Raw genomic sequence first — 26,189 nt, forward strand, 5'->3', positions numbered from 1 at the left:
TTTAATTTTTTGGTTCTATTGGGTGCTCAATTCTAAAGCCTACTTCTGTAATCCCTTCTAAATTTATAACGCCATTAACCTTGCCATTTTCACGCATGGCTTGTTGAATTTTTATTTGATAGTCGCCTGATTCACTAAAAACAACCCCTTCTTTATACCATAATTTGCTTTCTTTTACATCTGTAAAACCAGTACCTAAAAGTTCGCCATTAGGTTTTGCCATTCTATATTGCAAGGTATCCTTGATTACCTTTCCGTTTGGAAAATCCATTTCAACAATTAAATAGAGATTATTAAATGGGTAATCGTTATTATTACGCAAATTAACAAACAAGTTATACGGGTTAATAGAGTCTGGTGCTTGAAATTTAAATTGCACCACAGAGTCTTTATGCCATGTATTTGGAACCGATTTGTAGGTGTCGTAAACCCGGTTAGAATCGCATGAAGTTACTCCCAAAAACGCCATAACAGCTATTAACATCAAAAATTTATTTGGCATCATTGGAATCGTTCTTTTTACCTTGTGGCTTACGTCTTTTATTTGGCTTATTCGGTTTATTAGCACCTGCTTTAATATTCGTATTAGTGTCTTTATTTACCGTTTCTTTTCTAGGTTTAGGTCTATTTCTAGGCTTAGGCTTATTAGCTTTTGGTCTGTTTCCATCTTTGGCTTGTGCATCCTTATTGGTTGCTTTAGCTCTGTTTGGCGGTCTGTTTCCCTTTCGGTTATTACTTTTACGTTTTTTATTGTGTTTTGGACTATCAAAACGTGTTAAACTATCTTGTCCTACAACGTTTTCATATTCACTTTTAGTATCTTTTATTAATTCAACCGCATACTCTTCTAAACTTGCCGGCTTTTTCTTCTCTTTATTAAGCGCAATAATTTCATTGGCTTGAGCCGTTGTAATTAAATGCCAATTCATCCATTCACCTTCGTATGCATACCACATGTGACCTTTAAAAATATCTGTTTTTTGGCAAACAGCTGTCCCTTTTTCTGTATAGAGTTTTATTTCGGTTTTTGGAAAATCTTTAAGCGCATCCAAATAGGTATCCAATTCATAATTTAAACAGCATTTTAATTTACCACACTGCCCAGCAAGTTTTAACGGATTTAATGATAATTGCTGATACCGTGCAGCTGATGTACTTACCGAACGAAAATCTGTTAACCAGGTAGAACAACATAATTCCCGACCACAAGAACCTATACCTCCTAAACGCGAGGCTTCTTGACGGAAACCAACTTGTTTCATTTCAATACGGGTTTTGAACTCTTTGGCAAATAGTTTAATTAGCTCTCTAAAGTCCACACGCTCTTCTGCTGTATAGTAAAAAGTAGCCTTGCTACCATCACCTTGATATTCTATATCTGAAATTTTCATGTGTAATTTCAAATCGATAGCAAACTGACGTGCTTTCACTTTCATAGGCTCTTCTAAATCACGAGCATCAGACCAAATATCTATATCTTTTTGTGAAGCTTTTCGGTATATTTTGAAAAATTCCGGATCTGTTTCCGAAACTTTTTTACGTTTCATTTGTACACGTACTAATTCACCTGTTAACGTAACCATACCAATATCGTGACCATACTCCGCCTGGGTTGCCACAATATCCCCTATACTTAAAGTTAAATTTTCTGTATTTTTATAATAGTGTTTTCGTCCGTTTTTAAAACGAACCTCAACCCAATTAAATGGTTCTTGACCATTAGGTAGTGTCATATTTGCTAGCCAATCAAATACCGTTAATTTATTACAACTATCTGTGCCACAGGTACCATTGTTTTTACAACCTTTTGGTTGTCCATCTTTGCCTGTTGAGCAAGTGTTACAACTCATAATTTATATATATATAGATTCTGAAAACCTAAATGCCTTCAGAAGACGATTAATAATCCTTTTAAAGATGTAAAGATAAGATTATTTATTAAGTTAAATAATATATGATATATGCGGGTTTTAAAAATAATAAACTATCTTTATGTATTGATTGCTAGTTGTTTAAAATTTATTTTTTTAAATTAAAGCACATTATTAAGCTTTTGTTTTTTTTAATACTCCCCATTTCTTTTTTTTTAGATCGTACTATAAACCACTTAAAACTTTAATTATGAAATCTAATTTTACGTACGCCATTTTTATTAGTTTTTTAATATTCTCGTTTAACAAGACCTATTCTCAAGATTTTATGTCTGGAAAAGGAGATACTGAATTCATTTTTAATGAAGCTAAAATACCTTGTTTAACAGTCGCACAAAGAGAACAGATTAAAAGCCAATTACAGTATAATGTGAATGTATTAAAACAACAAAATAAATTAGCTTACAATGAAGCCCATAAAGTTGGTGGTCATGTATTGTTTGCATGGCCGCTGCAACAGGCACCTGCCTTTAATTACAATGATACGTGGGCCATTTCTGGATATGTAGATCACAATACAGCTTTCCCCAATCAATTATTAGACTATAATTGTGGAAGCATTACCTATGATACTGCTTCTGGTTATAATCATCAAGGTTTAGATATTTATTTGTGGCCATTTTCTTGGAAACAAATGGATGATTCTCAAACAGAAATTATTGCAGCTGCGGCTGGTCAAATTATAAATAAAGGCGATGGTCAGTTTGATAGAAGTTGTAATTTTAATAATAATACTTGGAACGCCGTTTATGTACAGCACAATGATGGAAGTATTGCTTGGTATGGCCATATGAAAAACGGCTCTGTGACTTCAAAAAATATTGGAGATATGGTTTCTGTTGGTGAGGTTCTTGGAACCGTAGGTAGTTCCGGTAACTCCACGGGTCCACATTTACATTTTGAAGTTTATACAGACAATAGCTACACACAACTTATAGACCCCTATTATGGCAATTGTAATAGTATGAATGTGGATTCTTGGTGGTTAAACCAAAAACCATATAGTAATCCAAACATTAATGCTGCCTTAACGCATACTGATAATCCTATTGTATTTCCAACTTGTCCAACCGCAGAAACAACTTATGAAAGCAACACGTTTGAACTAGGCGATACCATTTACTTAACGGCCTTTTTAAGAGATCAGGTAGCAGGAACCAATTTAAGCGTCCAGATTTTAAGACCTGATAACTCCTCCTTTTATAGTTCTTCCTTTAATACAACTACAACTAGTTCTTCTTGGTATTATTATTGGTATTTCAATTCTTTTGATGCCATTGGTGATTGGAAATGGCAAGTTACATACGAAGGGCAAACGGTAACACATTTGTTTACGATTCAAACGCTTGATATTGATGAAAATGAATTACAAACCGTTGCTGTTTATCCAAATCCAACGACAAGTAATATTTATATTTCTTCAGGAAATCAGATTATAACAAAAGTAAAAATAGTTGATATTCATGGTAAAATAATCAAAACTATAACTAATAACGTTGATGGTGTTACAACTGTAAATTTAGAGGATATTTCTAACGGGCTTTATTTTTTAAGCCTTGAAAGTACTACAAATCAGAAGAAAACTATCAAAGTTATAAAAGCGTAATTATGAATTAAATTCAATTTCATAATTCAACCGATTAGAAGCCGACTTTAATTCTGTTTTCGATTTAAAAATATTGCGAAACAAGAGCTTATTCCATCCAATTTTTTTGGAATAGCTATTAAAGCTTTCTTCCTGCCAATTAAAGCCTTCACGCCAAAATTTTTGTGGAGAAACATAGCAAAATGTATAATCGAAAATAAAGCTAGAATCGTTTATTTTATTGTGATTTGGTATGGTGTCAGACGCTAAAAGTGTTATATTATTAGCTTTACAACGCGCTTTAATTTGGTTAATAATTTTTGGGTAATCTGCTCTTAAAGTCTCTAAATCAAAATCGTTGTATTCGGTATTTCCAATTTTCTGAATCGGTCGAATTTGAAGTATATCAAAACTTTCGCCATTAAAATGCTCAAAGAAATCGGCTAATTCATAAAAATTATCCTTGTTGAAGGTGTAATTGATACGTACTTTAAACTCATAGTGTTTTTTCAATTTTTCGAAAGCCTTGAATGCTGCATGAAATTTTTCGTAGCTGGCCTTTTTCATAAAGTTTTCATAGCTTTCCTTATGAACACCATGAAGGGAAATGGTAAATTCATTTAAACCAGCCTTTATTAGTGCTTCAATTTTTTCTTCGTCTAATAAATTGGCATTCGTAGTAATAGAAATATATGGAACGTTGTAAGCTTTTCCTAGCGCTACCACCTTCACCAAGTCCTTATATAAAGTTGGTTCTGTTCCACAACCAATTTGAAGTTTTAAAGCACGTTTAAAAATAGTTTGGGCAACTTGCTCCAATTCAGCTTCTTTAAACTGACCTTTTAGCGTTTTTACGTAATCCGCATCCGTAAAATAGCACATTTTACAACGCAGATTGCAAGCCATAACGGGATCTAAATTTACAGCCAAGTAGCGTTGATTAAACGTATGCAACAAATAGAGGCCAAGAAATTTAATTCTGTGGCTTTTAATTTTTCTATTGAGTTGTAACAGTTTATAAATATTCATTACGGGATGTTAATCAATTATTTTTAACGCTTATAATCTTGACAGGACACGCTTTTGATGCATTTTCACACGCTTCCAAGATGCTAAAATCGTTTGATTTTAAAGTGAAAAAACCTTTCTTTTCTATAGCGTGCAACAATACTGTTTTCCCGTCTTTTTTGGACATCTGGAATTGGTTTGGTGCCATTTCCACACAGTAATTGCAGCCAATACATTTATGCCGTTGTAAGGTAATAATTACCATTAGGCTTCTACTTTATTTTCAACAATTTTATACAATTTATCTGAAGGTCTTATTCTAAAATCCATAGGAACAGTCACTAAATCACCTTTAGAACCTTTATCAGTCCTTGAATTGTTCACCATCAGTTCTGTTACTACCATTTCTTTAGCTCCAGTAGTTGGACCCGTAACTAAAATAGTATCTCCAACGGTTACATCAAAGGCTTCAATTTTAAATTCGCCTATTTTAGCTTTCGGGTAAAAATGTGTGCCTTTACCTATATACACCTTTTTTTGTGTAGCTTGAGACCCAGAACTATTGCTCCATTCGCCAAGTTTCTGACCTAAATAATAGCCACTCCAAAACCCACGATTGTAAACTTTTTCTAATTCCTGCATCCAGGAAATAACCTTTTCTTTGTTATATGTGTCATTTGCAACACTATCTATAGCATCACGATAACATTTAATAACTTTTGCTACATACTCTGGTGCACGTCCTCGACCTTCAATTTTCAAAACTTTAATTCCGGCGTCAACAATTTCATCAAGAAAATCTATAGTACACAAGTCCTTTGGAGACATAATGTACTCATTATCCAATTCCATTTCGAAACCTGTTTCTTGGTCTATAACGGTATATTTTTTTCGGCAATTTTGTTTGCAAGCTCCCCTGTTTGCTGAAGAATTATGCGAATGCAAACTCATATAGCATTTTCCAGAAACAGCCATACAAAGCGCGCCATGACCAAAAATTTCAATCTCTATTAATCTACCAGAAGGCCCTTTTATTTGCTCTTTTTCTATGTGTTCGGTTATTTTTTTTACTTGTCGCAAACTCAATTCACGACTCAACACCATGGTGTCTGCAAACATGGCATAAAATTTAACCGTTTCAATATTCGTGATGTTTAATTGGGTAGAAATATGCACTTCCATACCAAGCTCTCTAGCCGAAGAAATAACGGCCTGATCCATAGCAATAACTGCTGTAATATTAGCTTCCTTAGCTTGCTTTAATAAGGTTTTTACAATGGATAAATCGTGATCATAAATAATGGTATTTAACGTTAAGTAGGTTCTCACATTTTTGGCCTCACAACGTTTAGCTATTTCGGGTAAATCGGCAATGGTAAAATTAACCGTTGCACGAGCTCTCATATTTAACTGTTCTACACCAAAATAAACGGAATTGGCCCCATTATCTAAAGCAGCTTGAAGTGATTCAAAATTCCCTGCAGGTGCCATTAATTCTATATGCTGCATAATCATGAAATTTTAGGAATTAGAATTCTTGAAATTTTCAAAAATGTTACGCAGGTCTTTTTTATACGGCAAGTGATCGGCTCGTCCCTTTTTAAAGATATCGTTGCTATTACCCTGTCCTTTACGCAAGGCTTTTTGCTCTTCGAAAGATAATTGAATAATTTCCTGACAGGTTGTAGAACAGCAGTTTTCCATTTTTTCCTTACAAGACTCACACTGAATAAAAAGTAAATGACACGCCTCATTGGCACAATTGGTGTGCAAATCAGCAGGCTCACCACATTGGTGACATTGTGCAATAACATCGTCTGAAATTCTTTCAGAACGACGCTCATCAAATACAAAATTCTTGCCTATAAATTTATTCTCTAATCCTTTTGCTTCCACTTGGCGCACATAATTAATGATACCACCTTCCAATTGATACACATTTTTAAACCCCTTATGTTTGTAATACGCACTCGCTTTTTCACAACGAATCCCACCTGTGCAATACATAACCAATTTTTTATCTTCTTTATGGTCTCGTAAATCCGCTTCAATAATATCTAAAGACTCCCGAAAGGTATCCACATCTGGTTTTACGGCATTTATAAAATGACCTATTTCACTTTCATAATGATTTCGCATATCTACCAAAACCACGTTTGGATCGTCAATAAGTTGATTGAATTCTTCGGCTTCAACGTGAATGCCTTTATTGGTTACATCAAACGTATCATCGTTTAAACCATCGGCTACAATTTTATCACGCACTTTCACTTTTAGTTTTAAGAATGAAAAATTATCGTGTTCAATAGCAATATTTAATCGCACATTTTCCAGAAATGATATGGTGTCCAAATGATTTTTAAACAGCGTGAAATTATCTGCTGGCACGGAAAGTTGAGCGTTTATGCCTTCATGAGCCACATATATACGTCCTAAAACGTCTAGGTTATTCCAGTTTAGAAATAAGTGATCTCTAAATGCGTTTGGATTGTCAATTTTCGCGTATTTATAGAAAGAAATAGTCAAGCGTTCTTTTCCCGCTTGCTCAATAAGTTCAGTTCTTTCTTTGGCGCTTAAGGTATTGTACAGTTGCATGCTATACTAATGTTTAAGGTTAAAGAATATTTTAGCTGCAAATGTACTATTTTTTGTGCAAATCTGATTTTTCATCAAACAAAAAGCACTTTATAATGATTTATAAAGTGCTTTAAGTAGACTAACTCGTTATTACTATTTTTTTTAATTCAAAAAAATAACAATCCGAGCTAACCTCCATCGGCTTTGCAGCTTCCGTTTATAACTACGGTTACTGAAACGCCTAATTCTCCTATTAATAATATTTTTCTAATAAATCTCATAGCAAAAGTTTCCCAGCTTTATTAAGTAGATGCAAAAACAACAAAAAGGTTGCGTCATAAAATTGTAAAGTGAAAAAAGAGTGGTATTTTAGCAACACTTTTACAAGATAAAATATACAGAAATGAGCAACGAAAAAGACGCAAAATTAAAAGCGCTACAACTTACTTTAGACAAACTAGATAAGGCTTACGGCAAAGGAACGGTAATGAAAATGAGTGATCAAGCTGTTGTTGATGTCGACGCTATTCCTTCGGGGTCTTTAGGATTAGATATTGCACTAGGTGTTAATGGCTATCCAAGAGGTCGTGTTATAGAAATATATGGTCCAGAATCTTCTGGTAAAACAACGTTAACCTTACATGCTATTGCTGAAGCTCAAAAAGCTGGTGGAATTGCTGCTTTTATTGATGCAGAACATGCTTTTGATAGAACTTACGCTGAAAAATTAGGAGTAGATATTGATAACTTAATTATTTCGCAACCTGATAATGGTGAACAAGCATTAGAGATTGCCGATAATTTAATTCGTTCTGGTGCTATTGACATTGTCGTTGTTGACTCGGTAGCTGCTTTAACACCAAAAAGTGAAATTGAAGGTGAAATGGGCGATTCTAAAATGGGATTACATGCTAGATTAATGTCTCAAGCCTTACGTAAACTAACAGCCTCTATTAGCAAAACCAATTGTACGGTAATTTTCATTAACCAATTACGTGAAAAAATTGGGGTTATGTTTGGAAACCCAGAAACAACAACAGGTGGTAATGCATTAAAATTTTATGCTTCGGTACGTTTAGATATTAGACGTTCAACACAAATAAAAGACACAGACGGAAATGTGCAAGGAAATAAAACCAGAGTTAAAGTGGTTAAAAATAAAGTTGCACCACCTTTTAGATTAGCTGAATTTGATATTATGTATGGGGAAGGTATTTCCAAAGTAGGTGAAATATTGGATATTGCTGTAGAATTTGATGTTATTAAAAAAGCAGGATCGTGGTTTAGTTATGGCGACACCAAATTAGGACAAGGTCGTGATGCGGTTAAAGCGCTTATTAAGGACAATCCAGAACTCATGGATGAGTTAGAAGTGAAAATAAAAGAGCTTATAAAATCAGCTTAAATTTTAAAAAAATCCCAATCTATTTGGGATTTTTTTATATCCCAACGCAACCTTTTGTGTTTTAGTGCATCTATATAATGAAACACACTATTTAAGGTTTGCCTCGAATTATGAAAAAATTGTTTGTTTGCCTGTTTGCCCTTGCATCATTAGCCTGTAGTGTTAATGATGAAGATATCCAGGCAAGCACTGTAATCATGTTACCAGTAGAAAGTGCTATTGTTCCAGATGAATTTGTTGGTGGTCAAGAATATGAAATCTTCATAACCTACAAACGGCCAACAGAATGTCATGTTTTTAAAGACATTTATTCTCAAACACAATCAGATGGATTGATGATAGCCATAATGTCTACCGTATTTAATGAAAATAATGATTGTCCACCAAGTAACGAAACGGTAGAAAAATCATTTAAATTCAAACCGAGTAGAGATGAAAATACGTATGTATTTAAATTTTGGCATGGTAGCAATGGATCAGGAGAAGATGAATTTATCATTTTTGAAGTTCCAGTAGTCGATTAATTAATGTTTAACTAAATGTGTTTCATGTGAGTTTAAACCAACTCATACAAAAATGTAGTAATCATGATACTCAAGCACAAAGCGAATTATATCAGCTCTTTTCGAGCAAATTGTTTTCGGTTTGTTTAAAGTATTCAAGAAATTACGCCGAAGCGGAAGATAATCTGCAGGACGCGTTTTTGACTATTTTTAAAAAAATTAGTCAGTTTAATAATAAAGGTTCTTTTGAAGGTTGGTTGAAACGCATTGCTATTAATACGGCGTTACAACGCTATAGAGGTCAAGGCGTTTTTGAAATAATACATGAAGATTTCATTGCAGATGAAGATATAGAAATTGATGATGAAGACATTTCTCTTGATTTTTTGCTAAAAATTATTCAAGAATTACCAGACCGATATAGATTGGTTTTTAACATGTATGTGTTGGATGGTTATTCGCATAAAGAAATAGCTGATTTATTGCGCATTACAGATGGCACATCAAAATCGAATTTGGCTAGAGCACGAAAAATATTAAAAGATAAAATTGAAGCATATAAAGCGGGTTTTAACGCGCAATCATTATAATGAGTAGTAAAAAACACATAGATAGAATTTTTCAAGAATCTTTTAAGGATTTTGAGGCGAAGCCCAATCCTGAATTGTGGTCTAAAATTCAAAACGAGTTACCATTAAAAACGGAAAAGCCTAAAACAGCTTTCCCTATCTGGATGCGTATAACTAGTGCTGCAGCTGTGTTAGTTTTACTGGTAACTATTGGTTCTGTAATTTTTACTGCCACAAATAACCCGGTTTCTACAGATGAAAATATTGTAGATACTCAAACACGATCAAGTGATGGTATTTTAAATTCTAATAAAACGCCTAATATTTCTGAAGAAAATTCAACAAACAAAAACAATATAGTTGTTGATGATCCGAAAGAAACTTCAAATAAGGCCTCAAAATTTAACAATGAAAGCATTGCGAATACAGACATAGATAGTAATGGTAATCCAATAGCTAGTGAAAATTCTGGAGAGGATTCTATTACAAATTCTGACAAATTAAATAATGCAATTGCAGCCTCAAGCAGAAATACAGCCGTTGCCAACTCTGAAAATAGAAATAATAAAAAAGCTAGTCATACCAATAGTAATTACGCTACGAATCCTAATACAATTAATAATAATAGTTTTAAAACTCAAAATACCAAGATTATTAATAAGGGAATTGTTACTCAAGATACCGCATCAAATCATAACACAAAAGGATTGGTAAACCAATCTAATACCACAAGTAACAATGTTAAACCAAATAATACGATTGAAGCTACAAATAATGTTGTGGTTCAAGAATCTCAAGCTTCAAAAAACGCAATTAATACTTCAGTAAACAGAACAGGTATTGCAGCAAATTCAGTTTCAAAAAATAGTTCTAAAACTGATGCTATTTCTGCGAACAAAACCATAAATAACAGTATTAAAACACCACAAAATAATAACAATAATACGGTAGCTTCAACTATCAACAGCGCGAACCAAAGTAATAAAACGGCATCTGATGTTCAGCGTGCCGTTTCTACTTCGGAAACCGATAATGTGTTGAAAGAAACAAGCGCGCAAAATGCTATTGCTTGGAATGCTAAGACAAGCAACACACCTCAAAATGAAAAAGAAAAAGAGGAAAACTTAATGGTTGGTGATTCGCTAGTTAGTGAATCACCTTCAATTGAGGAAGCTATTGCTCAAGCCGAAGAAACTAGTGAAAAGGAAGAAGATGGAAAACTAGTAAATAGGTGGCAAGTTCAAGCAAACATTGCACCTGTTTACTACAATTCGTTAGGTAAAGGCTCGCATATTGATGACGAATTTGTATCCAATTCTAAAAGTGGTGAAACCAATACCAGTTATGGTGTAAATGTAAGTTATGCCATTAGTAAAAAATTAGCAATTCGCTCCGGAATTAGCTCCTTAAATTTAAGTTACGACACGGATAATGTTATACTATATGAATCTCCAACAACCAATACGCCAAATAATACAAATCCGCTGCGCAACATTAATTTGGCACCTGAAAGCCAAACGTTGAGTGCCTTTAGTGGTGATAATTTAGGGTTTCAGCAAATTAATAATGAATTGTACAATGCTGCTATTAGTCAACGTTTAAGCTATTATGAAGTTCCTGTAGAATTGGAATATAAATTAGTTAATAACCGCTTTGGTGTTAATATTATTGGTGGGATGAGTACCTTCTTTTTAAATGATAACGAAGTGTATTCAGAATTTGAAGAGTATAAAACCTATATAGGTGAATCAAGTAACGTAAACAGTGTGAGTTTTAGTACCAATCTAGGAATTGGGTTGAATTATAAATTTACGGATAAACTTCTATTTAATTTTGAACCAACCTTTAAATACCAATTAAATGGTTTTGAAAATACATCTGGTGATTTCAGACCTTACATTATAGGTGTTTATACAGGTTTTAGTTACAAGTTTTAATTTTAGTTGGTTAGATTGATGCTGTTTTTAAGAAATTGAAATAGCATGATAAGTAAAAAAGCTATTCTGTGCCAAGAGTAGCTTTTTTTGTTTTAATAGGATTGTAAAGCGTTAAGAATAAGTGAGCGCGTTTCTTTATTAAGGTCTTTAGTATCGGCAACATGTAAGCCATCAGTTGGTATAAAAGGAAATCCAATGGCGCGCATTTTACCCGGACTTCCGCTAAAAAAAGTAAAGGGAAACCGTTTCTTATTATCTAAAAACACTAAAGGAACTATAGGAATTTGATGATTAATAGCTAACCTGAAAGCACCATCTTTAAAGTCGTCTAAAATTACATCCTCAGCTGGCACACCACCCTCTGGAAAGATACAAATACTCAATCCTTGTTTTAAACGACGCTGCGCTCTTAAAAATACGGCTTTTCTGCTTTTTTCAGAACTTCTATCTACCAGAATACAGGTACGCTTATAAAAGAAACCGAATAACGGAATTTTAGCCAGTTCTTTCTTACCAACAAATACAAACGGATTTTTGGACACTACTAACATGAGCATAATATCAGCCATAGAGGTGTGATTGGCAATAAACATATAACTAGCTTTTCGTTTTGGCTTTTCGGCTAAAGAAATGTGTGTGTTAAATCCCATGCCTATTAAAATAAATCGTGCCCAAAGTCGCGCTAATCTGTAAAAATAAGGATACCAAGATTCTTTAAGTATGGAAACTAATAATAAAGGTAACAAGATGATAATAGGTACTGCCACAAGTACATAAAACCAAATGCGATAAAATACCCAGAAAATATATTTAAAAACCGTCATGGAGACCAAAACTACTTAAATAAATTGAGCTTTTGTACTAAAAAAATTACCTTTGACATATTAAAACAAATTTGAACTTAAAACAAGATTCCCATTTCCATGGGAAATGAGCATGGCAAGAATACTAACAGGCATACAAAGCACAGGAACACCGCATTTAGGTAATATTTTAGGCGCTATTTTACCAGCAATAAACATGGCAAATAAACCAGAAAACGATTCGTTTTTGTTTATAGCTAATTTACATACTCTAACCCAGATTAAAGATGCTGAACTATTAAGACACAATACCTACTCTACGGCTGCAACCTGGTTGGCTTTTGGTTTAGATATTGAAAAAACCGTGTTTTATAGACAGAGTGATGTACCTCAAGTGACTGAATTGTCATGGTATTTAAGCTGTTTCTTTCCGTTTCAGCGTTTAACGTTAGCGCATAGTTTTAAGGACAAAGCCGACAGACTAGAAGATGTAAATGCAGGGTTATTTAACTACCCTATGCTAATGGCTGCGGATATTTTAGCTTATGATGCTGAAATTATTCCTGTAGGAAAAGATCAAATGCAACACATAGAAATCACACGTGATGTGGCTTCGCGTTTTCATGCGCAAATGGGAGAAACATTTGTGTTACCAACCGGAAAAGTTGCAGACAACACCATGTTAATTCCTGGAACAGATGGTGAAAAGATGAGTAAAAGTCGCGGGAATTTTATCAATATTTTTCTAGATGATAAAAAACTCCGTAAGCAAATCATGTCCATCCAAACAGATAGTACCGCTCTCGAGGACCCTAAAGATTGGGCAACTTGTAACTGTTTTGCACTATATAATTTATTAGCTTCTGATGATGAGATTACTGCTATGAAATCCAATTACGAAGCGGGCAATTATGGTTATGGTCACGCCAAGCAATCCTTATTTGAACTGATTGTTGAAAAATTTGCAGAACCACGTGAACGTTATAACCATTATATGAATAACCTCCACGAAATTGATGACGCTTTAAAAGTTGGTGCTGAAAAAGCGAGTCAAGTAGCAAACGCCGTTATTGCACGTGTTAGAGGGAAGGTTGGGTATTAAAAATGATTTGGCACCTAGAAAGGTTTGGCCTTAACAATATGGGATTCCTGCCTTCGCAGGAATTTGTTAGATAATCTCAAATAACTTTCCCGGTAAAGGCCTTACCACTCCTTTTAATTCCATGTTAAGCAATAGGCTGGCTACTCTATATGTGGGCATTTGACAATCGATAGCAATACTATCTAATTCTTCTTTAGATTTCGTTTGTAGGTAATTATAAATTTTCTGCTCGTCTGGTTCCAACTCAACAAACAACTGTTTTTGAATGGTTGGTTTTTGCTTGGTTTCCAATTCCCAATTCAACATATACGGAATATCCAACGGATTTGATAACAAATGTGCTTTCTGAAATTTTATGAGATTATTACAACCGACACTTTGGCTATCCGTTGTGCGTCCTGGAACAGCAAAAACATCGCGATTATAAGAATTGGCAATATCAGCTGTTACCAAACTACCTCCTTTTTCGGCCGATTCTATAACTATAGTTGCCTGACTCACACCAGCAATTACCCGATTTCGTTTTAAAAAATTATTTCTATCAAACGGATCCGAACTCCAAAAATCAGTAAAAAACCCGCCATTTTTCTCGACATCTACCATATACTTTTTATGTGTTTTTGGATAAATCTGATTTAAGCCATGAGCCAAACATCCTATGGTTTGCAAACCGTGTTTTATAGCTGCTTTTTGTGCCGTAATATCCGTTCCGTAGGCGAAACCGGAAACTATAACGGGATTAAAAGGTACGAGTTCTTCAATTAACTTATTGCAAAAGGCAATCCCAGAAGTCGTAATTTTTCTGGCACCAACAATACTAATAATACGTTGGTTTTCTAAACTCACATTTCCCACTTGGAATAACAAAATAGGACTATCTATACATTGTTTTAATAATTGCGGATAGTTTTCATCCATAAAATACAAACATTGAATATTGCTTTCAGTAATAAACTGCATTTCCGCTTCGGCAGCTTTAAAATGACTTGTATTAAATAAATCCCGAATTACATGGGTGCCAATCCCATCAATTTGAAGGAGATGGTGTTTTTTCTCTTTAAAAATAGCTTCCACTGAACCACAATGATTAATGAGCTTTTTAGCCGTAATATCACCTATAAACGGGACATGTTGCAGTGCCAAAATATGTAATAAGCGATTATCGGTCATGGTAGTCATTTGATTTTCAACTTACAAGTAAAGAAATTTTCAGATGTTAATAAATTGTTAGCAAGATTTTTTGTTCATATTCAAAAATTCCTAACTTTGTTTCTATGCAATTAGAACCTTACATAAGCGATTTACTTTACCGTTACGAATGTGTGACTGTCCCTGAATTTGGCTCGTTTTTAACACGAAGAACGTCTGCAACAATTCATGAAACAACACATGCTTTTTATCCACCAAAAAAGGTGTTATCTTTTAATGAGCAAATTCAAGAAAATGATGGCTTATTAGCACGTTATATTGCTGATGTTGAGAAAATCCCGTACGAAGAAGCTTCTAAAAAAATTAAAAAACGCGTAAAATACTTAAAATCCTATTTAGTTGAAGGTGAAACTATTGCTTTTGAAAACATTGGTAGTTTATCATTAAACAACGAAGGAAAAATGTTATTTGAACCATCCTATAGTTTTAACTATTTAACAGATGCGTTTGGTTTATCTCAATTTACTTCTCCTGAAGTTACGCGTGAAACTTATAAAGAAACGGTAGAAGCTATTGAAAAAGTAGTACCTATTGCTGTAACAACACAAAGGCGACAATCTCGTGGCTATTTAAAATATGCTGCTGTTGGTTTAATTGCTTTAACTATTGGTGGTTTTGCAGCTTCTAATTATTATGTGAATCAGATTGAAACACATAATCAATTAGCACAAGAGGAAGCCAACACCCAATTGGAAAATAAAATTCAAGAAGCGACATTTGTCATTAATAATCCATTGCCGGCTGTTACACTTAACGTGAAAAAGCAGTATGGTAATTATCATATTATTGCTGGTGCTTTCCGTGTGGAAGAAAACAGCGATAAAAAGGTGGATCAACTGAAAGACTTGGGTTATGCAGCTCGTAAAATAGGCACCAATAAATACGGTTTACACGAAGTGGTTTATGCAAGTTATGAAGACCGTTTAGAAGCGCTTCAAGCCTTACGTGACGTTAAAAAAACGCATAATAAAGATGCTTGGTTGTTGGTAAAAGCCATTGAGGAGTAGTTTTTTTTCGGTCTCGTTCTCGATACATTCATTTTGAGCTATGCTCAAATGAACACTCGAACTGACGAGCAATCATTAAACCAAATACCCATAATTAAAAAGAAACGTCACTTCGAGTGATTTCGAGGAACGATAAATTGTATCGAGAAGCCAAGTACTTAAATGTGAAACTATCATACGTCTACATATTACATTGTGCTGACGACTCCTATTACACAGGTGTTACTTCCAATATAGAAAAACGCTTTTTAGAACATCAAACAGGCAAACATCTTGATAGCTATACTTTTAAAAGACGACCGTTGACGCTCGTTTTTTATGCAGAATTCACAGATATTCGATTAGCCATTCAAAGTGAAAAGCAAATTAAAAAATGGTCACGCGTAAAGAAAGAAGCCTTAATAAACGGTGAATTTGAAAAACTACCGAATTTAGCTAGAAAGAAATTTAATTGAGTTGTCGTTCTCGATACTTTCATTTTTGAGCCGTGCTCAAATGAACACGCGAACTGACGTAGCCTTCTAACTAAAACAATCATAATTAAACTATCCGTCACTTCGAGTGATTTCGAGGAACGAGAAATTGTATCGAGAAGAACGTTACTTCAAGTGTCACGACTTTTTTGTTGTGATGTATCGAGAAGATACAAAATTGGTAGTACCTTTGCAGCGCATTTAAAAAATGACCGCATGACACCGAAAACACCAGAACAATCCAAAACCATTATGACCGACTTGGTACTACCAAGCGAAACCAATCCACTTAATAATTTATTTGGAGGCGAACTATTAGCCCGTATGGATCGAGCAGCTAGTATTGCTGCCAGACGTCATAGTCGCCGAATTGTGGTTACCGCTTCTGTAAACCATGTGGCTTTTAACCGTTCGGTTCCTTTAGGAAGTGTTGTAACCGTAGAAGCTAAAGTATCACGCGCATTTAAAACCTCTATGGAGGTGTTCTTGGACGTTTGGATTGAAGACCGTGAATCTGGCATACGCGATAAAGCAAACGAAGCAATTTACACCTTTGTAGCTGTTGATGAAACCGGACGACCAATTCAAGTACCAGAAATTGAACCTGAAACCAAATTAGAAAAAGAACGCTACGCAGCAGCCTTAAGACGTAAACAATTGAGTTTGGTTTTAGCTGGAAAAATGAAACCGAATGATGCTACGGAATTGAAGGCGTTGTTTGAGTAGTAAGTTCTTGAGTTATTCGTGATACGTGTAGGTTACCTCAACTGATAAATTACCGTCCGCATATTCTTTTGATGTTAGGGGATAACCTGCTTCATTATACGTATATTCAATATTGACTTCACTAGTTGAAAATCCATTTGAACGAGTACTTCTTGTAATGTTATTAAAGTTATGCCCTACAATTTTGTTCATTTCCTGATTTTCAAATGGCGTTTTTAGAGGATTATTGTAGGAATCATATTCAAAAGTATAATCTATAATTTCTGTTCCAAAATCACGTTCGTCATGTCTACTTTCAATATTACCATTTGTATCAAATGAGAAAATAGATATAGAAGATTCTTCATTATCTGCATTGAAAAAGCGTCTATCTATTAATTGATTTTCATCATTATAATTATAAAGTGTACGTAAAATATTACCGCCAGCTGTATGTCTCATGGAAGAAGAAATTAATCCATTAGTAAAGTTAAATTCCGTATATTCAGATCTATTATCAACGGCAATTGTAACCTTCCAAATTTGTCCTTCAGAATTATAAGCATATGTATTAGTAGCCTGTAGATATTGTGAACCACTCCACCCTTCTTCAAGTGAGCGTTCAACTTTCCCAGCAGTATTGAAGTAATACGTAGTGCTAGAATGAAAATCTTCATTTGGACGAGAAATTTCTATTTTTATTAAAGCGCCACTTGGTGCATTGTCTTGAGATGAATTATCTGCAACCGAATCATCACTACTACAGCCTGTGAATAGAATAAAAATGGCAATTATTAGAAATTTTTTCATGTTATAAATTTGGAACAATATAATAAATATAGATTTAAAAGGGTTTTTAAAAATAATTTAAGTACGCTAAACTCTATTATCTAATTTGAGATCCCTTTTTTCCAAGGGATTATTTTACATCCTATAAATCCATTCCGCAGGATTTACTGTTTTTGTTTCTTTAAAAACACTAAAACTCAAAATGGTTTCGCCGTTGGCTGGATTAGTAAATACTTCGCCAACGGGTTGCTTGGTGCTTACCTTATCGCCCTTTTTTACATATATTTTTGCCATATTAGAATAGGCTGTAATATAATTACCATGTTGGATTAATAAGGTTGGGTTTCCGTTTTTGGAGGAGATAACACGCAACACTTCGCCATTAAAAACAGCCCGTACTTGGGCATTTTTTTCGGTAGCAATACGGACGCCTGTACTTTGTATCATAACACTTGGCACCAATGGAGACGGTTGTTTTCCATAACGGACTTTAACAACCCCTTTTTCAACAGGCCATAATAATTTACCTTTATTAGAAACAAAATCTTTGGCTAAAGCTGCTGCTTCTGGTGTTAAGGCAAAACCACTAGATGCGGTTGTTGTTTTCCCCGCTTTTTTGTTGGATGCTGCAATAGCTTCGCGAATAATTTTTTCTATCTCACGATCAATTTGATCGGCTTCACGTTGCTTTTTCTTTATTTGAGCGGTATAATTCGTTAAATTTTTAGTTATAGAAGCCATTAACTCCCTATGCTGAACAAGCTCCTTTTCTAGTTCACGCTGTGCAACGCGGTTTTCTTCAATCAGCTTTTGTTTGTCCGCTTTTTGCCTTAATAAATCGGTGTTGGTTTCTTGAAGTTCTGCTGTTTTGGCTTTTATAGATTCGCCTTGCTCCTTCTGGTAATTGGCATACTGATTTAAATATTGAACACGTTTATAGGCTTGCTTGAAATTAGTGGACGATAATAAAAACATCACGCGACTTTGCTCACTTTTGCTTTTGTACGATGTTTCAATCATTTTGGCATAACTGGCTTTTAGTGTTTCCAATTCATCCCGTAATTCGGTAATTTTATTTTGATTGTCGTTTATTTCTCGCGTTAATAAATTGGCTTGCTGATTGGTAACCTGAATGAGATTTTTACGCACATTTACGCGGTAATTCACATCTTCAATCAACGATATTTGCGATTTCTGTTTGGTTTTATCCTTAAACAGTAACTCGTTAATTTGTTTAATTTCGGTACGTAAAGCTTGCCTGCGCTCTTCTAATTCCTGTTGCTTTTTACTTTGCGAAAAGCCTAAAACAGACATCAAAAGAAATCCTAATACTAGAGAATATGTTTGCGTTGGTTTTATCATGATTACTTTAAGTCAATTTTATCAAATCCTGAAGGAATTTTAAACGGAAATCGTACTTCTTCATTCAAACTAACCGATTTTATTTCCAATTCAATGATGGTTTCATCGTCACCTTCCAAAGCTATTATTTTTAATTGTTCTGGTAAACTTTGTTTATCAATAATTTGATAATTCAAATAATCGACTTGCAAAAATCGGGATTCACTTGGTTGTTGCAACTGTTGGGAATTCATCTTAAAATGAGATGCATTAACAATATAAAATAACTCGAAAAGCGCTATTTGTTCGTTGGGTTGAAACAAATACGCGTCTTCATAAATAGACATGTTATAGTTGTTTTTATCTAAATTGAAAATGGCATTACCTAAGAGTAAATTCTGGACTTTATGGTAATCCAATTCCGTACCTAACAAATCACTTAAATAACTAAAATCGCCATCAAAATACGTATTATCCAGTTTGTTATAAAACTGCACTTTTTCTGGCGTTATCATCACTCGAATTAAGTTTAAAGCCGAATTTATCCAAATGGTTTTATCCGCTTCCATACGCAAATTTACCGTATGTGTTTGTGACTTGGTGCCTTCCGTATAAACCACACGAACTTTGGCTTGCATGGTTTTAAAATCAGGTGTACTTTTTTGATGTGCTTTTAAAACATCTTTTTTGGAAAGTGTTAAATTGGCTTCACCAGACGTTAGTGTGGCGGTTGACTTACAACTCATAACCACCAAAAATAAGAGCGTTACGAGCCATGAAATATGACGTGTTTTATTCATTAATTGGAGGACTCTAGTTGTTGGGCTTTATCTATAAACGTTTTTGCCTTGTTTGTATTGTTTAATTGGGTGTGTGCTATGCTTAATTGTTTGTAGAAATCGGCTTGCATTTTGGTGTCATCAATAATATAATCTAGACCCATTTCTAACGTTTCTATGGCTTCTTTTGGTTTTTTAAGTTCGTTTAAGGCCACACCATTAACCAAATAGAAAATAGGTTGCGATGGATATTTATTTAATGCCGAAGCACTCATTGTTTGCGCTTTTTCGTAGTCTTTTAAATCTATGTGAAGCAATAAAATATTTCTGGTAATCCCAAAGTTATCAGAATCTTTTTCCAATGCTTTTTGGTAATACGATAAGGCTTTGTCTTTATCCCCTTTTTTAAGATAATATTGCGCAACTTCCAATGAGGATGTTCCTTTTTTATCTTCGGTAACAAGAGCTGTAGCTTCAATTAAATCGGCTTCATATTCTGGATTTTCAGAAACAAAATTTACAAAATCTGATAACACCATCATTTTTGCTTCCGGTTTTATTTGTGGACTTTGAATAACTATTTTCATAGACGCAATTGCTTCTTCTGCATTGTTTTCTTCGACATAAAACTTGTACAGTGCCAAATGTGCTAATTGCGAATTGGGTTTAACTTCTAATAGTTTTTTAGCGGTTTCGAAGGCTTTATCTTTTTCGTTATTTTCACTATAGCGATAAATTAACGCTAGATAATTGGTTTCGTCATCTGGATTACCTTCCACACGATCTTCCAAATTCTCTATTTGTTCTTCTTTTTTACCGGTAATTTCATAAATCTGATTTCTTATGACATCTCGTGTCATGGAAATGCCAAGTTCGGCATCCATTTCATCCAAGACTTTTAACGCATTTTTATAGTTTTTGGTTTTAACGTAAAGGGTTGCTAAATCTTCTTTATAATCTGGATGATATTGCACCAGTTGCTTCACGACTTTTATGGCTTTGTCATAATCGTCTTGTTGGGCGTACACTTCATAAAGTTCATCCAAATACCACTCGTTATCGGGTTCCATTTTAACGGCATCTTTAAGCGCATCTTCTGCAGCGCCAAAATTTTTAAGCTTGTTATAATTTTTTCCTAACTCGTAATAGTAAACGGATTTAGAATCGTCTAATTCAATACACTTAAGTAGCGCTTTTGCCGCCCGATCATAGTTTTCAATCCCTTTTTGTTTTAAGGCCTCAAAGAAATACTCTTGCTGTAAATCTTCTACATCACCTAAATCATCTTGATTGATTTTATTATAATCTATTTGCGCATAGTTTGTCTGCGGTATGCATAACATTCCGAAGAAAAAGAAAACTATTTTTAACTTTTGTTTCATTTGTGAGATTCTTCACGATGTTCAGAATGACAATTCAAAATTTACTCCAAAACCGAATAATCACCGATACTTATTTTGCTGAATTCGCCATTAAAAGTTACATGATTTCCAATCATAGCTTCGTCTAAATTAGCATTTTTTATAGAGGTATGATTCTGAATTAAGCTATTTTTAACGGTTGATGCTTCAATAGTACAATTATTTCCAATAGATACATTTGGGCCAATAGTAGAATCCTTAAGCACAACATTTTCACCAATAAAACAAGGTTGAATGATTTTAGAGTTTTGAATTTTTAAATCAGATGCTATTAATTCCTCGCCATCTTTTTCTAAAAATCCTAGCATGCGTGCGTTTGTTTCAACGGTAACAGCTTTATTTCCGCAGTCCATCCACTCCTCCACTTGACCTGTTTTAAAGACTTTTCCATCTGCCATCATACGTTTAATACCATCGTTAATTTGATATTCGCCACCATTAACAATATTATTATCTAACACGAATTGCAAGGCTTCTTTTAAAACGCTGACTTCTTTAAAGTAGTATATGCCAATAACGGCTAAATCGCTCACAAAGAACTTTGGTTTTTCAACCAGTTCAACGATTTCTTTATTATCATTCAGTTTTACAACGCCAAAGGCTTCAGGTTTATCTACTTTTTTAACCCAAATAACCGAATCTGCTTCTTGATCTAGTTTAAAATCGGCACGAATTAAGGTATCAGCATAAGCAATAACGGTTGGTCCCGATAAGGAGTCTTTAGCACACATAATGGCATGACCTGTCCCTAACGGTTCATCTTGACGGTAAATAGATGCTTTGGCGCCTAAAGAGGCTGCTAAAGCTTTTAAACTACTTACAACATCATCACCAAACCATGCAGCATCGCCTAATACAAAGGCAATTTCTTCAACGGGTTGATTTAAAACTTTTACAATATCTTTTACCAATCTGTGAACAATAGGTTCACCAGCAACGGGTATTAATGGTTTTGGTACTGTTAAACTATGTGGCCGCAAACGAGAACCTCGTCCTGCCATGGGTACTATTATTTTCATAATTAAGCCACGCCTTGTACGTGGTATCTTTTTATGGTTACACTTAATTTCTATAAGAATTATAGTTCAAATTCCAGTTGTCATTTAAATCTGGCCAACTTGGATTCATTTCTTTAATTAATTTTATTTTCCACTCTCTTTTCCATTTTTTGAATCGTTTTTCTCGTATTCCTACTTCACTTCCATTTTCAAACTCTTCAAAATAAAACAGTTTATCACAATTAAATCTTGCAGTAAACAATTTTAGATAATTTTTAATTTAAGCTCTTTTACGCTTTCTTCAATATTATCAACTATACCAATATACAAAACACCATTTGGTTTGGTTGTGATGATGGAGACTGTCCAATTTTTTATAATTATCGAATAAGAGATTCCTGCTTTCGCAAGAATTTGTTATTTCACTCCTGTACTCCCAAAACCACCTGACCCTCTATCGGTTTCAGATAGTTCATCAACGGTCATCCATTCGGCACGTTCGTGTTTGGCAATAACTAATTGCGCAATACGTTCGCCATTTTCTATGGTAAAATCTTCATTTGATAGGTTAACCAAAATAACACCAATTTCGCCTCTATAGTCGGCATCAATTGTTCCAGGCGCATTTAAAACCGTAATTCCTTTTTTTGCAGCTAACCCACTTCGTGGTCTTACCTGCGCTTCAATACCAACTGGTAATTCTATAAAAAGGCCAGTGCCAACAATGCTTCGTTCTAAAGGCTTTAAAACTCTAGATTCTGATAAATTGGCTCGTAAATCCATTCCTGCTGATGCTATGGTTTCATAATGTGGTAAGGCGTGATTGGATTTGTTAATGATTTTAATTGTCATATTATGATTTTAATAATTGTTTGATATCTTTTCGTTCTGAGATATAAACGATTCCCAAAAATACTAAAACTAAAATGGTACTGACGTAGTAATTCTCGTTAAATCTGAAATACGAAACTGCAGAAATAACTGTTGCCAAAACCAAATAACTACTGATTCTCATGATATCATAAGGAACTGGATAGTGCTTTTTCCCTATTTGATAGGAAATTATCATCATGCTTCCATAGGCTGCTAATGTTGCCCAAGCCGATGCCATAAACCCAATACGCGGAATCATTATATAATTAAAAGCAATCGTTATTACAGCACCAATTAGTGAAAAATACATACCAAAACGTGTTTTATCAGTAAGCTTATACCAAATAGCTAAATTAAAATAAATACCTAAACATAAGTTTGCTAAAAGCACGATGGGAACAATATCTATGGCTATCCAATAGGATGGATCACTAACTATAAGTTCTTTAAAGATATTGAGAAAAGCCACTGTAAACACAAACATTAAGCTACCACAAATAACAAAGTACTTCATGATTCTAGCATAGGTTTCCTTGGCGTTTAATTCTTTGGCGTGATTAAAGAAAAAGGGTTCTGCTCCTAACCGGAATGCTTGAATAAAAATAGTCATGAATACGGCAATTTTATAACAACCACTGTAAGCACCATTTATAGATTTACCAAGAAGTTCAGGCAGCAGCCATTTATCAAAATTCTCATTTATGACATATGCTAAACCGGCTACCATAATAGGCCAACCATAATTGAGCATTTGCTTGAAAATAGTTTTACTGAATTGTAGTTTTGTTTTAAAGAAATATGGTGCTAATAATAATAGTGTTGTAATACTTGCTAATAAGTTTGCAATAAAAATGTATTGAACTAAATCATCCTTATTATATCCTGGAAAATGGATATTAAATTTAGGAATTGCCCAAAGGAAAAAATAATTTAAAACTACATAAACGGCTATATTGGATAGTTTAATAGCTGTAAACTTAATGGGTCTTCCTGTGGCTCTTAAATAGGCAAATGGTGCTACCACAAGTGCATCTAATACCAAAACACCAAGTAATAAATTAAAATATGTTTGATTTAAATTTACCAAGTCTGCCAATGGTTCACTATAAACAATTACAGCAATTAAAAATATAACGGTTGTTACTGTTAAACTAATAAGTGTCGTAGAAAACACCTTATTTTTTTCGTTACTTAAATTGAAAAACCTGAAAAAAGCCGTTTCCATTCCGTATGTTAATAATACATTGAAAAAAGCGGCATAAACATAAAAGGTTGTATTGTCAGAATAGCTAGAAGTAACTAGTTTACTGGTATGAAGTGGTACTAAAATAAAATTCATGAGTCTGGGCAGGACTGTTGCCAAACCATAAATAATTGTATCCTTAAAGAAGGTTTTTATAGTACCCAAGTTTCCATATTTGAAGTGCTAAATATAGGGTTTTAATATAGGACTTGCAACGCATTCAGGATTCATCACTTCACGTGTTTTTTAAACGTATTATAGTTCTTTTTTTATCATGTTAGGATATTCAAAATACTTAACCTCTCCATTTTCAATATACGTAATGACACATGTGTTCTCACCAAAATTAAACTGGTTATTGGGTAGCTGTATTGGGATATTGCCATATTCATCATTTTGGTTTTCACTCATAATCAAATCTGCTTCATCGGTTGATGATGTTTGAATACTAGCAAAATACCCTTTTTTACCGACTTGAATTTTAGCAATAAAACCCTTAAAGTAAATACGGCTTAAAGTTACTTGGTTCTTGTTTTCCGAAATTGTTATATAGATATGATAGCCTGAATCATTGCCATTAATATCTGAAATCCAAGGCTGAAACTGAACCGTTTCAACTACAAATGAAGCTTTATTTTGAAACACCAATTCCGTATTTGGAACTTTAGATTTTGAAACGGAGCAACCTATAGTAACAATGCCACATAAAAAAACAAATACAATAGGGTAGCGCATGATTATTAATTTGATGTTATATTTTAATAATCAAATATATAAAATAAAAAATGGCACCATAAAAAAGACCTTTCCAGCTTTGAGTTGGAAAGGTCTAATATAAAATTTAAAAAAATTAAGCGCTAAAAAGAATCTTAATTATTCAAGGCCTCTGCTTTTCTTGAAATTTGACTCTGCTATCGCTTCGTCTAATTATTCAAGGCCTCTGCTTTTCTTGAAATTTGACTCTGCTATCGCTTCGTCTAATTATTCAAGGCCTCTGCTCCACCAACAATTTCTAAAATTTCATTAGTAATAGCAGCTTGACGGGCTTTGTTATATGTTAATTTTAATTGATCACGTAATTCGGTAGCGTTATCTGTTGCTTTATGCATAGCGGTCATACGCGCACCATGTTCTGAAGCAAAAGAATCTCTAATACCCTTATACAATTGTGTTTTTAAAGATTTTGGAATCAACTCTTCAACGATTTCAACTTTTGAAGGTTCAAAAATATACTCTAAGGTTACGTTGTCATCTTTTTCAATAGGTACAATTGGTAAAAATTGTTCCACCATGATTTCTTGAGTCGCTGCGTTTTTAAACTTGTTATAAACAATTTCAATTTTATCAAACTCTCCTTCAGTAAACATATCCATCAAACGTGTGGCCACATCGGCAACGTTATCAAACGTTAAATCGTCATATAATTCACTGTAATTACCAATAACAATCTGTTTTTTAGAAAACGCATCATTTGCCTTTTTCCCAATTGCTAAAACTGAAACGTTTTTACCAGCGTATACATTGGAAATCAAGTGTTGTGTTTGCTTTATAATATTAGAATTAAAAGCACCACACAAACCTCTGTTTGACGTAACTGATACAATAAGAACATTATTTACTTCACGTTGCTCTGAAAATTTACTTCCAGAATCCGCATCTAAAGTTGCACTTAAATCTTGTAAAAGTTCCGTTAACTTATCTGCATAAGGACGCATTGCCGTAATAGCATCTTGTGCCTTCTTTAATTTTGCAGCCGATACCATTTTCATGGCACTGGTAATCTGCATCGTGGAAGATACTGATGATATTCTGTTACGTATTTCTTTTAAGTTTGCCATTTTTTCCGCTCCTAACCTCTCAAATGGAGAGGGATTGATTAGTTAAACTATATGATAATTTTCTAATCCTTCTCTTTAGTAAAGAGAAGGATT

At 34.0% G+C, this 26,189-nt stretch carries 27 protein-coding genes; 9 read left to right on the top strand and 18 right to left on the bottom strand.

The genetic code is table 11. The features are described from left to right. Position 1: 1 nt before the first annotated feature. Entirely contained in the window at positions 2-502 is a 501-nt protein-coding gene (locus tag ACFPH8_RS02210; protein ID WP_465251607.1) for a gliding motility lipoprotein GldH, read from the bottom strand. Further along, on the bottom strand, positions 492-1,850 hold the full coding sequence (locus ACFPH8_RS02215) for a PSP1 domain-containing protein (protein WP_376858289.1): 1,359 nt from the start codon (positions 1,848-1,850) through the stop codon (positions 492-494). The genes ACFPH8_RS02210 and ACFPH8_RS02215 overlap by 11 nt, the downstream gene beginning before the upstream one ends. Before the next feature lie 271 nt (positions 1,851-2,121). On the opposite strand from ACFPH8_RS02215, the gene ACFPH8_RS02220 reads away from it, so the two are divergent. Continuing rightward, on the top strand, positions 2,122-3,537 hold the full coding sequence (locus ACFPH8_RS02220) for a peptidoglycan DD-metalloendopeptidase family protein (RefSeq protein WP_376858290.1): 1,416 nt from the start codon (positions 2,122-2,124) through the stop codon (positions 3,535-3,537). Here ACFPH8_RS02220 and ACFPH8_RS02225 read toward each other — a convergent pair whose 3' ends face one another. The 4 genes from ACFPH8_RS02225 to trhO form a co-directional block, all read right to left on the bottom strand. Continuing rightward, positions 3,538-4,446 (bottom strand): radical SAM protein, encoded by a 909-nt coding sequence (locus ACFPH8_RS02225; protein WP_376858291.1) that lies wholly within the window; start codon positions 4,444-4,446, stop codon positions 3,538-3,540. It abuts the gene before it with no gap. A 112-nt stretch (positions 4,447-4,558) separates the two neighbouring features. Next, positions 4,559-4,789: a ferredoxin gene (locus ACFPH8_RS02230; RefSeq protein ID WP_248396723.1), complete on the bottom strand. Its 231-nt coding sequence runs from the start codon at positions 4,787-4,789 to the stop codon at positions 4,559-4,561. After that, positions 4,789-6,033: a peptidase U32 family protein gene (locus ACFPH8_RS02235; protein WP_376858292.1), complete on the bottom strand. Its 1,245-nt coding sequence runs from the start codon at positions 6,031-6,033 to the stop codon at positions 4,789-4,791. The genes ACFPH8_RS02230 and ACFPH8_RS02235 overlap by 1 nt, the downstream gene beginning before the upstream one ends. 12 nt (positions 6,034-6,045) lie before the next feature. Beyond that, the gene (gene trhO, locus ACFPH8_RS02240; RefSeq protein ID WP_248396727.1) at positions 6,046-7,119 is read right to left on the bottom strand and encodes an oxygen-dependent tRNA uridine(34) hydroxylase TrhO; all 1,074 of its coding nucleotides are present in this window, start codon (positions 7,117-7,119) and stop codon (positions 6,046-6,048) included. A 385-nt stretch (positions 7,120-7,504) separates the two neighbouring features. Between trhO and recA the strand changes: the two genes are divergently transcribed. The 4 genes from recA to ACFPH8_RS02260 all read left to right on the top strand — a co-directional run bounded on the left by recA (position 7,505) and on the right by ACFPH8_RS02260 (position 11,515). Beyond that, positions 7,505-8,506, top strand: a complete 1,002-nt coding sequence (gene recA / locus ACFPH8_RS02245; RefSeq protein ID WP_248396729.1) for a recombinase RecA — start codon at positions 7,505-7,507, stop codon at positions 8,504-8,506. A 110-nt stretch (positions 8,507-8,616) separates the two neighbouring features. Then, positions 8,617-9,030 carry a hypothetical protein gene (locus ACFPH8_RS02250; protein WP_376858293.1) on the top strand — a complete coding sequence of 138 codons (414 nt, stop codon included), beginning with the start codon at positions 8,617-8,619 and terminating at the stop codon, positions 9,028-9,030. A gap of 26 nt (positions 9,031-9,056) precedes the next feature. Next, the gene (locus ACFPH8_RS02255; protein WP_376858294.1) at positions 9,057-9,599 is read left to right on the top strand and encodes an RNA polymerase sigma factor; all 543 of its coding nucleotides are present in this window, start codon (positions 9,057-9,059) and stop codon (positions 9,597-9,599) included. Continuing rightward, positions 9,599-11,515: a hypothetical protein gene (locus tag ACFPH8_RS02260; RefSeq protein ID WP_376858295.1), complete on the top strand. Its 1,917-nt coding sequence runs from the start codon at positions 9,599-9,601 to the stop codon at positions 11,513-11,515. The genes ACFPH8_RS02255 and ACFPH8_RS02260 overlap by 1 nt, the downstream gene beginning before the upstream one ends. 92 nt (positions 11,516-11,607) lie before the next feature. Here the strand turns inward: ACFPH8_RS02260 and ACFPH8_RS02265 are convergent, their stop codons facing one another. Next, positions 11,608-12,339, bottom strand: a complete 732-nt coding sequence (locus ACFPH8_RS02265; protein WP_376858296.1) for a lysophospholipid acyltransferase family protein — start codon at positions 12,337-12,339, stop codon at positions 11,608-11,610. A 112-nt stretch (positions 12,340-12,451) separates the two neighbouring features. Here ACFPH8_RS02265 and trpS point away from each other — a divergent pair, with 112 nt between their 5' ends. After that, entirely contained in the window at positions 12,452-13,420 is a 969-nt protein-coding gene (gene trpS / locus ACFPH8_RS02270) for a tryptophan--tRNA ligase (RefSeq protein WP_376858297.1), read from the top strand. Positions 13,421-13,486: 66 nt separating this feature from the next. On the opposite strand, the gene dprA is transcribed toward trpS, so the two are convergent. Next, complete coding sequence (gene dprA / locus ACFPH8_RS02275) at positions 13,487-14,590, bottom strand: DNA-processing protein DprA (RefSeq protein WP_376859097.1); 1,104 nt, start codon at positions 14,588-14,590, stop codon at positions 13,487-13,489. A 104-nt stretch (positions 14,591-14,694) separates the two neighbouring features. Here dprA and ACFPH8_RS02280 point away from each other — a divergent pair, with 104 nt between their 5' ends. From ACFPH8_RS02280 to ACFPH8_RS02290, 3 genes are all read left to right on the top strand, one after another. After that, on the top strand, positions 14,695-15,636 hold the full coding sequence (locus ACFPH8_RS02280; protein WP_376858298.1) for an HU domain-containing protein: 942 nt from the start codon (positions 14,695-14,697) through the stop codon (positions 15,634-15,636). Positions 15,637-15,800: 164 nt separating this feature from the next. After that, on the top strand, positions 15,801-16,091 hold the full coding sequence (locus ACFPH8_RS02285; RefSeq protein WP_248396748.1) for a GIY-YIG nuclease family protein: 291 nt from the start codon (positions 15,801-15,803) through the stop codon (positions 16,089-16,091). Between the two features lie 234 nt (positions 16,092-16,325). Further along, positions 16,326-16,835, top strand: coding sequence for an acyl-CoA thioesterase (locus tag ACFPH8_RS02290; protein ID WP_339632975.1), 510 nt, complete (start codon positions 16,326-16,328; stop codon positions 16,833-16,835). Positions 16,836-16,847: 12 nt separating this feature from the next. On the opposite strand, the gene ACFPH8_RS02295 is transcribed toward ACFPH8_RS02290, so the two are convergent. The 10 genes from ACFPH8_RS02295 to atpG all read right to left on the bottom strand — a co-directional run bounded on the left by ACFPH8_RS02295 (position 16,848) and on the right by atpG (position 26,096). Then, positions 16,848-17,624, bottom strand: coding sequence for a hypothetical protein (locus tag ACFPH8_RS02295; RefSeq protein WP_376858299.1), 777 nt, complete (start codon positions 17,622-17,624; stop codon positions 16,848-16,850). A 114-nt stretch (positions 17,625-17,738) separates the two neighbouring features. Beyond that, positions 17,739-18,965, bottom strand: a complete 1,227-nt coding sequence (locus ACFPH8_RS02300; RefSeq protein ID WP_376858300.1) for a murein hydrolase activator EnvC family protein — start codon at positions 18,963-18,965, stop codon at positions 17,739-17,741. Positions 18,966-18,967: 2 nt separating this feature from the next. After that, positions 18,968-19,744, bottom strand: coding sequence for a lipoprotein insertase outer membrane protein LolB1 (gene lolB1, locus ACFPH8_RS02305; RefSeq protein ID WP_376858301.1), 777 nt, complete (start codon positions 19,742-19,744; stop codon positions 18,968-18,970). Continuing rightward, on the bottom strand, positions 19,744-21,105 hold the full coding sequence (locus ACFPH8_RS02310; protein WP_376858302.1) for a tetratricopeptide repeat protein: 1,362 nt from the start codon (positions 21,103-21,105) through the stop codon (positions 19,744-19,746). The genes lolB1 and ACFPH8_RS02310 overlap by 1 nt, the downstream gene beginning before the upstream one ends. A 41-nt stretch (positions 21,106-21,146) precedes the next feature. After that, positions 21,147-22,163 (bottom strand): sugar phosphate nucleotidyltransferase, encoded by a 1,017-nt coding sequence (locus ACFPH8_RS02315; protein ID WP_376858303.1) that lies wholly within the window; start codon positions 22,161-22,163, stop codon positions 21,147-21,149. Between the two features lie 43 nt (positions 22,164-22,206). Beyond that, entirely contained in the window at positions 22,207-22,404 is a 198-nt protein-coding gene (locus tag ACFPH8_RS02320; protein WP_376858304.1) for a GIY-YIG nuclease family protein, read from the bottom strand. Positions 22,405-22,559: 155 nt separating this feature from the next. After that, a complete protein-coding gene (gene dut, locus ACFPH8_RS02325) occupies positions 22,560-22,994 on the bottom strand; it encodes a dUTP diphosphatase (protein WP_339632963.1) in 435 nt (144 codons plus the stop codon). Between the two features lies 1 nt (position 22,995). Continuing rightward, on the bottom strand, positions 22,996-24,423 hold the full coding sequence (locus ACFPH8_RS02330) for an oligosaccharide flippase family protein (RefSeq protein WP_376858305.1): 1,428 nt from the start codon (positions 24,421-24,423) through the stop codon (positions 22,996-22,998). A gap of 90 nt (positions 24,424-24,513) precedes the next feature. Continuing rightward, positions 24,514-24,993, bottom strand: coding sequence for a hypothetical protein (locus ACFPH8_RS02335; RefSeq protein ID WP_376858306.1), 480 nt, complete (start codon positions 24,991-24,993; stop codon positions 24,514-24,516). A gap of 242 nt (positions 24,994-25,235) precedes the next feature. Then, positions 25,236-26,096, bottom strand: coding sequence for an ATP synthase F1 subunit gamma (atpG, locus tag ACFPH8_RS02340; protein WP_248396779.1), 861 nt, complete (start codon positions 26,094-26,096; stop codon positions 25,236-25,238). Between the last annotated feature and the right edge of the window lie 93 nt (positions 26,097-26,189).

Source organism: Bizionia hallyeonensis (assembly GCF_042657385.1).
Taxonomy (GTDB): Bacteria; Bacteroidota; Bacteroidia; order Flavobacteriales; family Flavobacteriaceae; genus Algorimicrobium; species Algorimicrobium hallyeonense.

What these genes read in the sequence shown, in the direction of transcription:
- dut (WP_339632963.1), bottom strand. Translation starts at nt 22,994, where the DNA reads ATGACAATTAAAATCATTAACAAATCCAATCACGCCTTACCACATTAT.
- ACFPH8_RS02230 (WP_248396723.1), bottom strand. Translation starts at nt 4,789, where the DNA reads ATGGTAATTATTACCTTACAACGGCATAAATGTATTGGCTGCAATTAC.
- recA (WP_248396729.1), top strand. Translation starts at nt 7,505, where the DNA reads ATGAGCAACGAAAAAGACGCAAAATTAAAAGCGCTACAACTTACTTTA.
- atpG (WP_248396779.1), bottom strand. Translation starts at nt 26,096, where the DNA reads ATGGCAAACTTAAAAGAAATACGTAACAGAATATCATCAGTATCTTCC.
- ACFPH8_RS02295 (WP_376858299.1), bottom strand. Translation starts at nt 17,624, where the DNA reads ATGAAAAAATTTCTAATAATTGCCATTTTTATTCTATTCACAGGCTGT.
- ACFPH8_RS02235 (WP_376858292.1), bottom strand. Translation starts at nt 6,033, where the DNA reads ATGCAGCATATAGAATTAATGGCACCTGCAGGGAATTTTGAATCACTT.
- ACFPH8_RS02315 (WP_376858303.1), bottom strand. Translation starts at nt 22,163, where the DNA reads ATGAAAATAATAGTACCCATGGCAGGACGAGGTTCTCGTTTGCGGCCA.
- ACFPH8_RS02290 (WP_339632975.1), top strand. Translation starts at nt 16,326, where the DNA reads ATGACACCGAAAACACCAGAACAATCCAAAACCATTATGACCGACTTG.
- ACFPH8_RS02260 (WP_376858295.1), top strand. Translation starts at nt 9,599, where the DNA reads ATGAGTAGTAAAAAACACATAGATAGAATTTTTCAAGAATCTTTTAAG.
- ACFPH8_RS02250 (WP_376858293.1), top strand. Translation starts at nt 8,617, where the DNA reads ATGAAAAAATTGTTTGTTTGCCTGTTTGCCCTTGCATCATTAGCCTGT.
- dprA (WP_376859097.1), bottom strand. Translation starts at nt 14,590, where the DNA reads ATGACCGATAATCGCTTATTACATATTTTGGCACTGCAACATGTCCCG.
- trpS (WP_376858297.1), top strand. Translation starts at nt 12,452, where the DNA reads ATGGCAAGAATACTAACAGGCATACAAAGCACAGGAACACCGCATTTA.
- ACFPH8_RS02310 (WP_376858302.1), bottom strand. Translation starts at nt 21,105, where the DNA reads ATGAAACAAAAGTTAAAAATAGTTTTCTTTTTCTTCGGAATGTTATGC.
- ACFPH8_RS02300 (WP_376858300.1), bottom strand. Translation starts at nt 18,965, where the DNA reads ATGATAAAACCAACGCAAACATATTCTCTAGTATTAGGATTTCTTTTG.
- ACFPH8_RS02220 (WP_376858290.1), top strand. Translation starts at nt 2,122, where the DNA reads ATGAAATCTAATTTTACGTACGCCATTTTTATTAGTTTTTTAATATTC.
- ACFPH8_RS02265 (WP_376858296.1), bottom strand. Translation starts at nt 12,339, where the DNA reads ATGACGGTTTTTAAATATATTTTCTGGGTATTTTATCGCATTTGGTTT.
- ACFPH8_RS02280 (WP_376858298.1), top strand. Translation starts at nt 14,695, where the DNA reads ATGCAATTAGAACCTTACATAAGCGATTTACTTTACCGTTACGAATGT.
- ACFPH8_RS02335 (WP_376858306.1), bottom strand. Translation starts at nt 24,993, where the DNA reads ATGCGCTACCCTATTGTATTTGTTTTTTTATGTGGCATTGTTACTATA.
- ACFPH8_RS02215 (WP_376858289.1), bottom strand. Translation starts at nt 1,850, where the DNA reads ATGAGTTGTAACACTTGCTCAACAGGCAAAGATGGACAACCAAAAGGT.
- ACFPH8_RS02210 (WP_465251607.1), bottom strand. Translation starts at nt 502, where the DNA reads ATGCCAAATAAATTTTTGATGTTAATAGCTGTTATGGCGTTTTTGGGA.
- lolB1 (WP_376858301.1), bottom strand. Translation starts at nt 19,744, where the DNA reads ATGAATAAAACACGTCATATTTCATGGCTCGTAACGCTCTTATTTTTG.
- trhO (WP_248396727.1), bottom strand. Translation starts at nt 7,119, where the DNA reads ATGCAACTGTACAATACCTTAAGCGCCAAAGAAAGAACTGAACTTATT.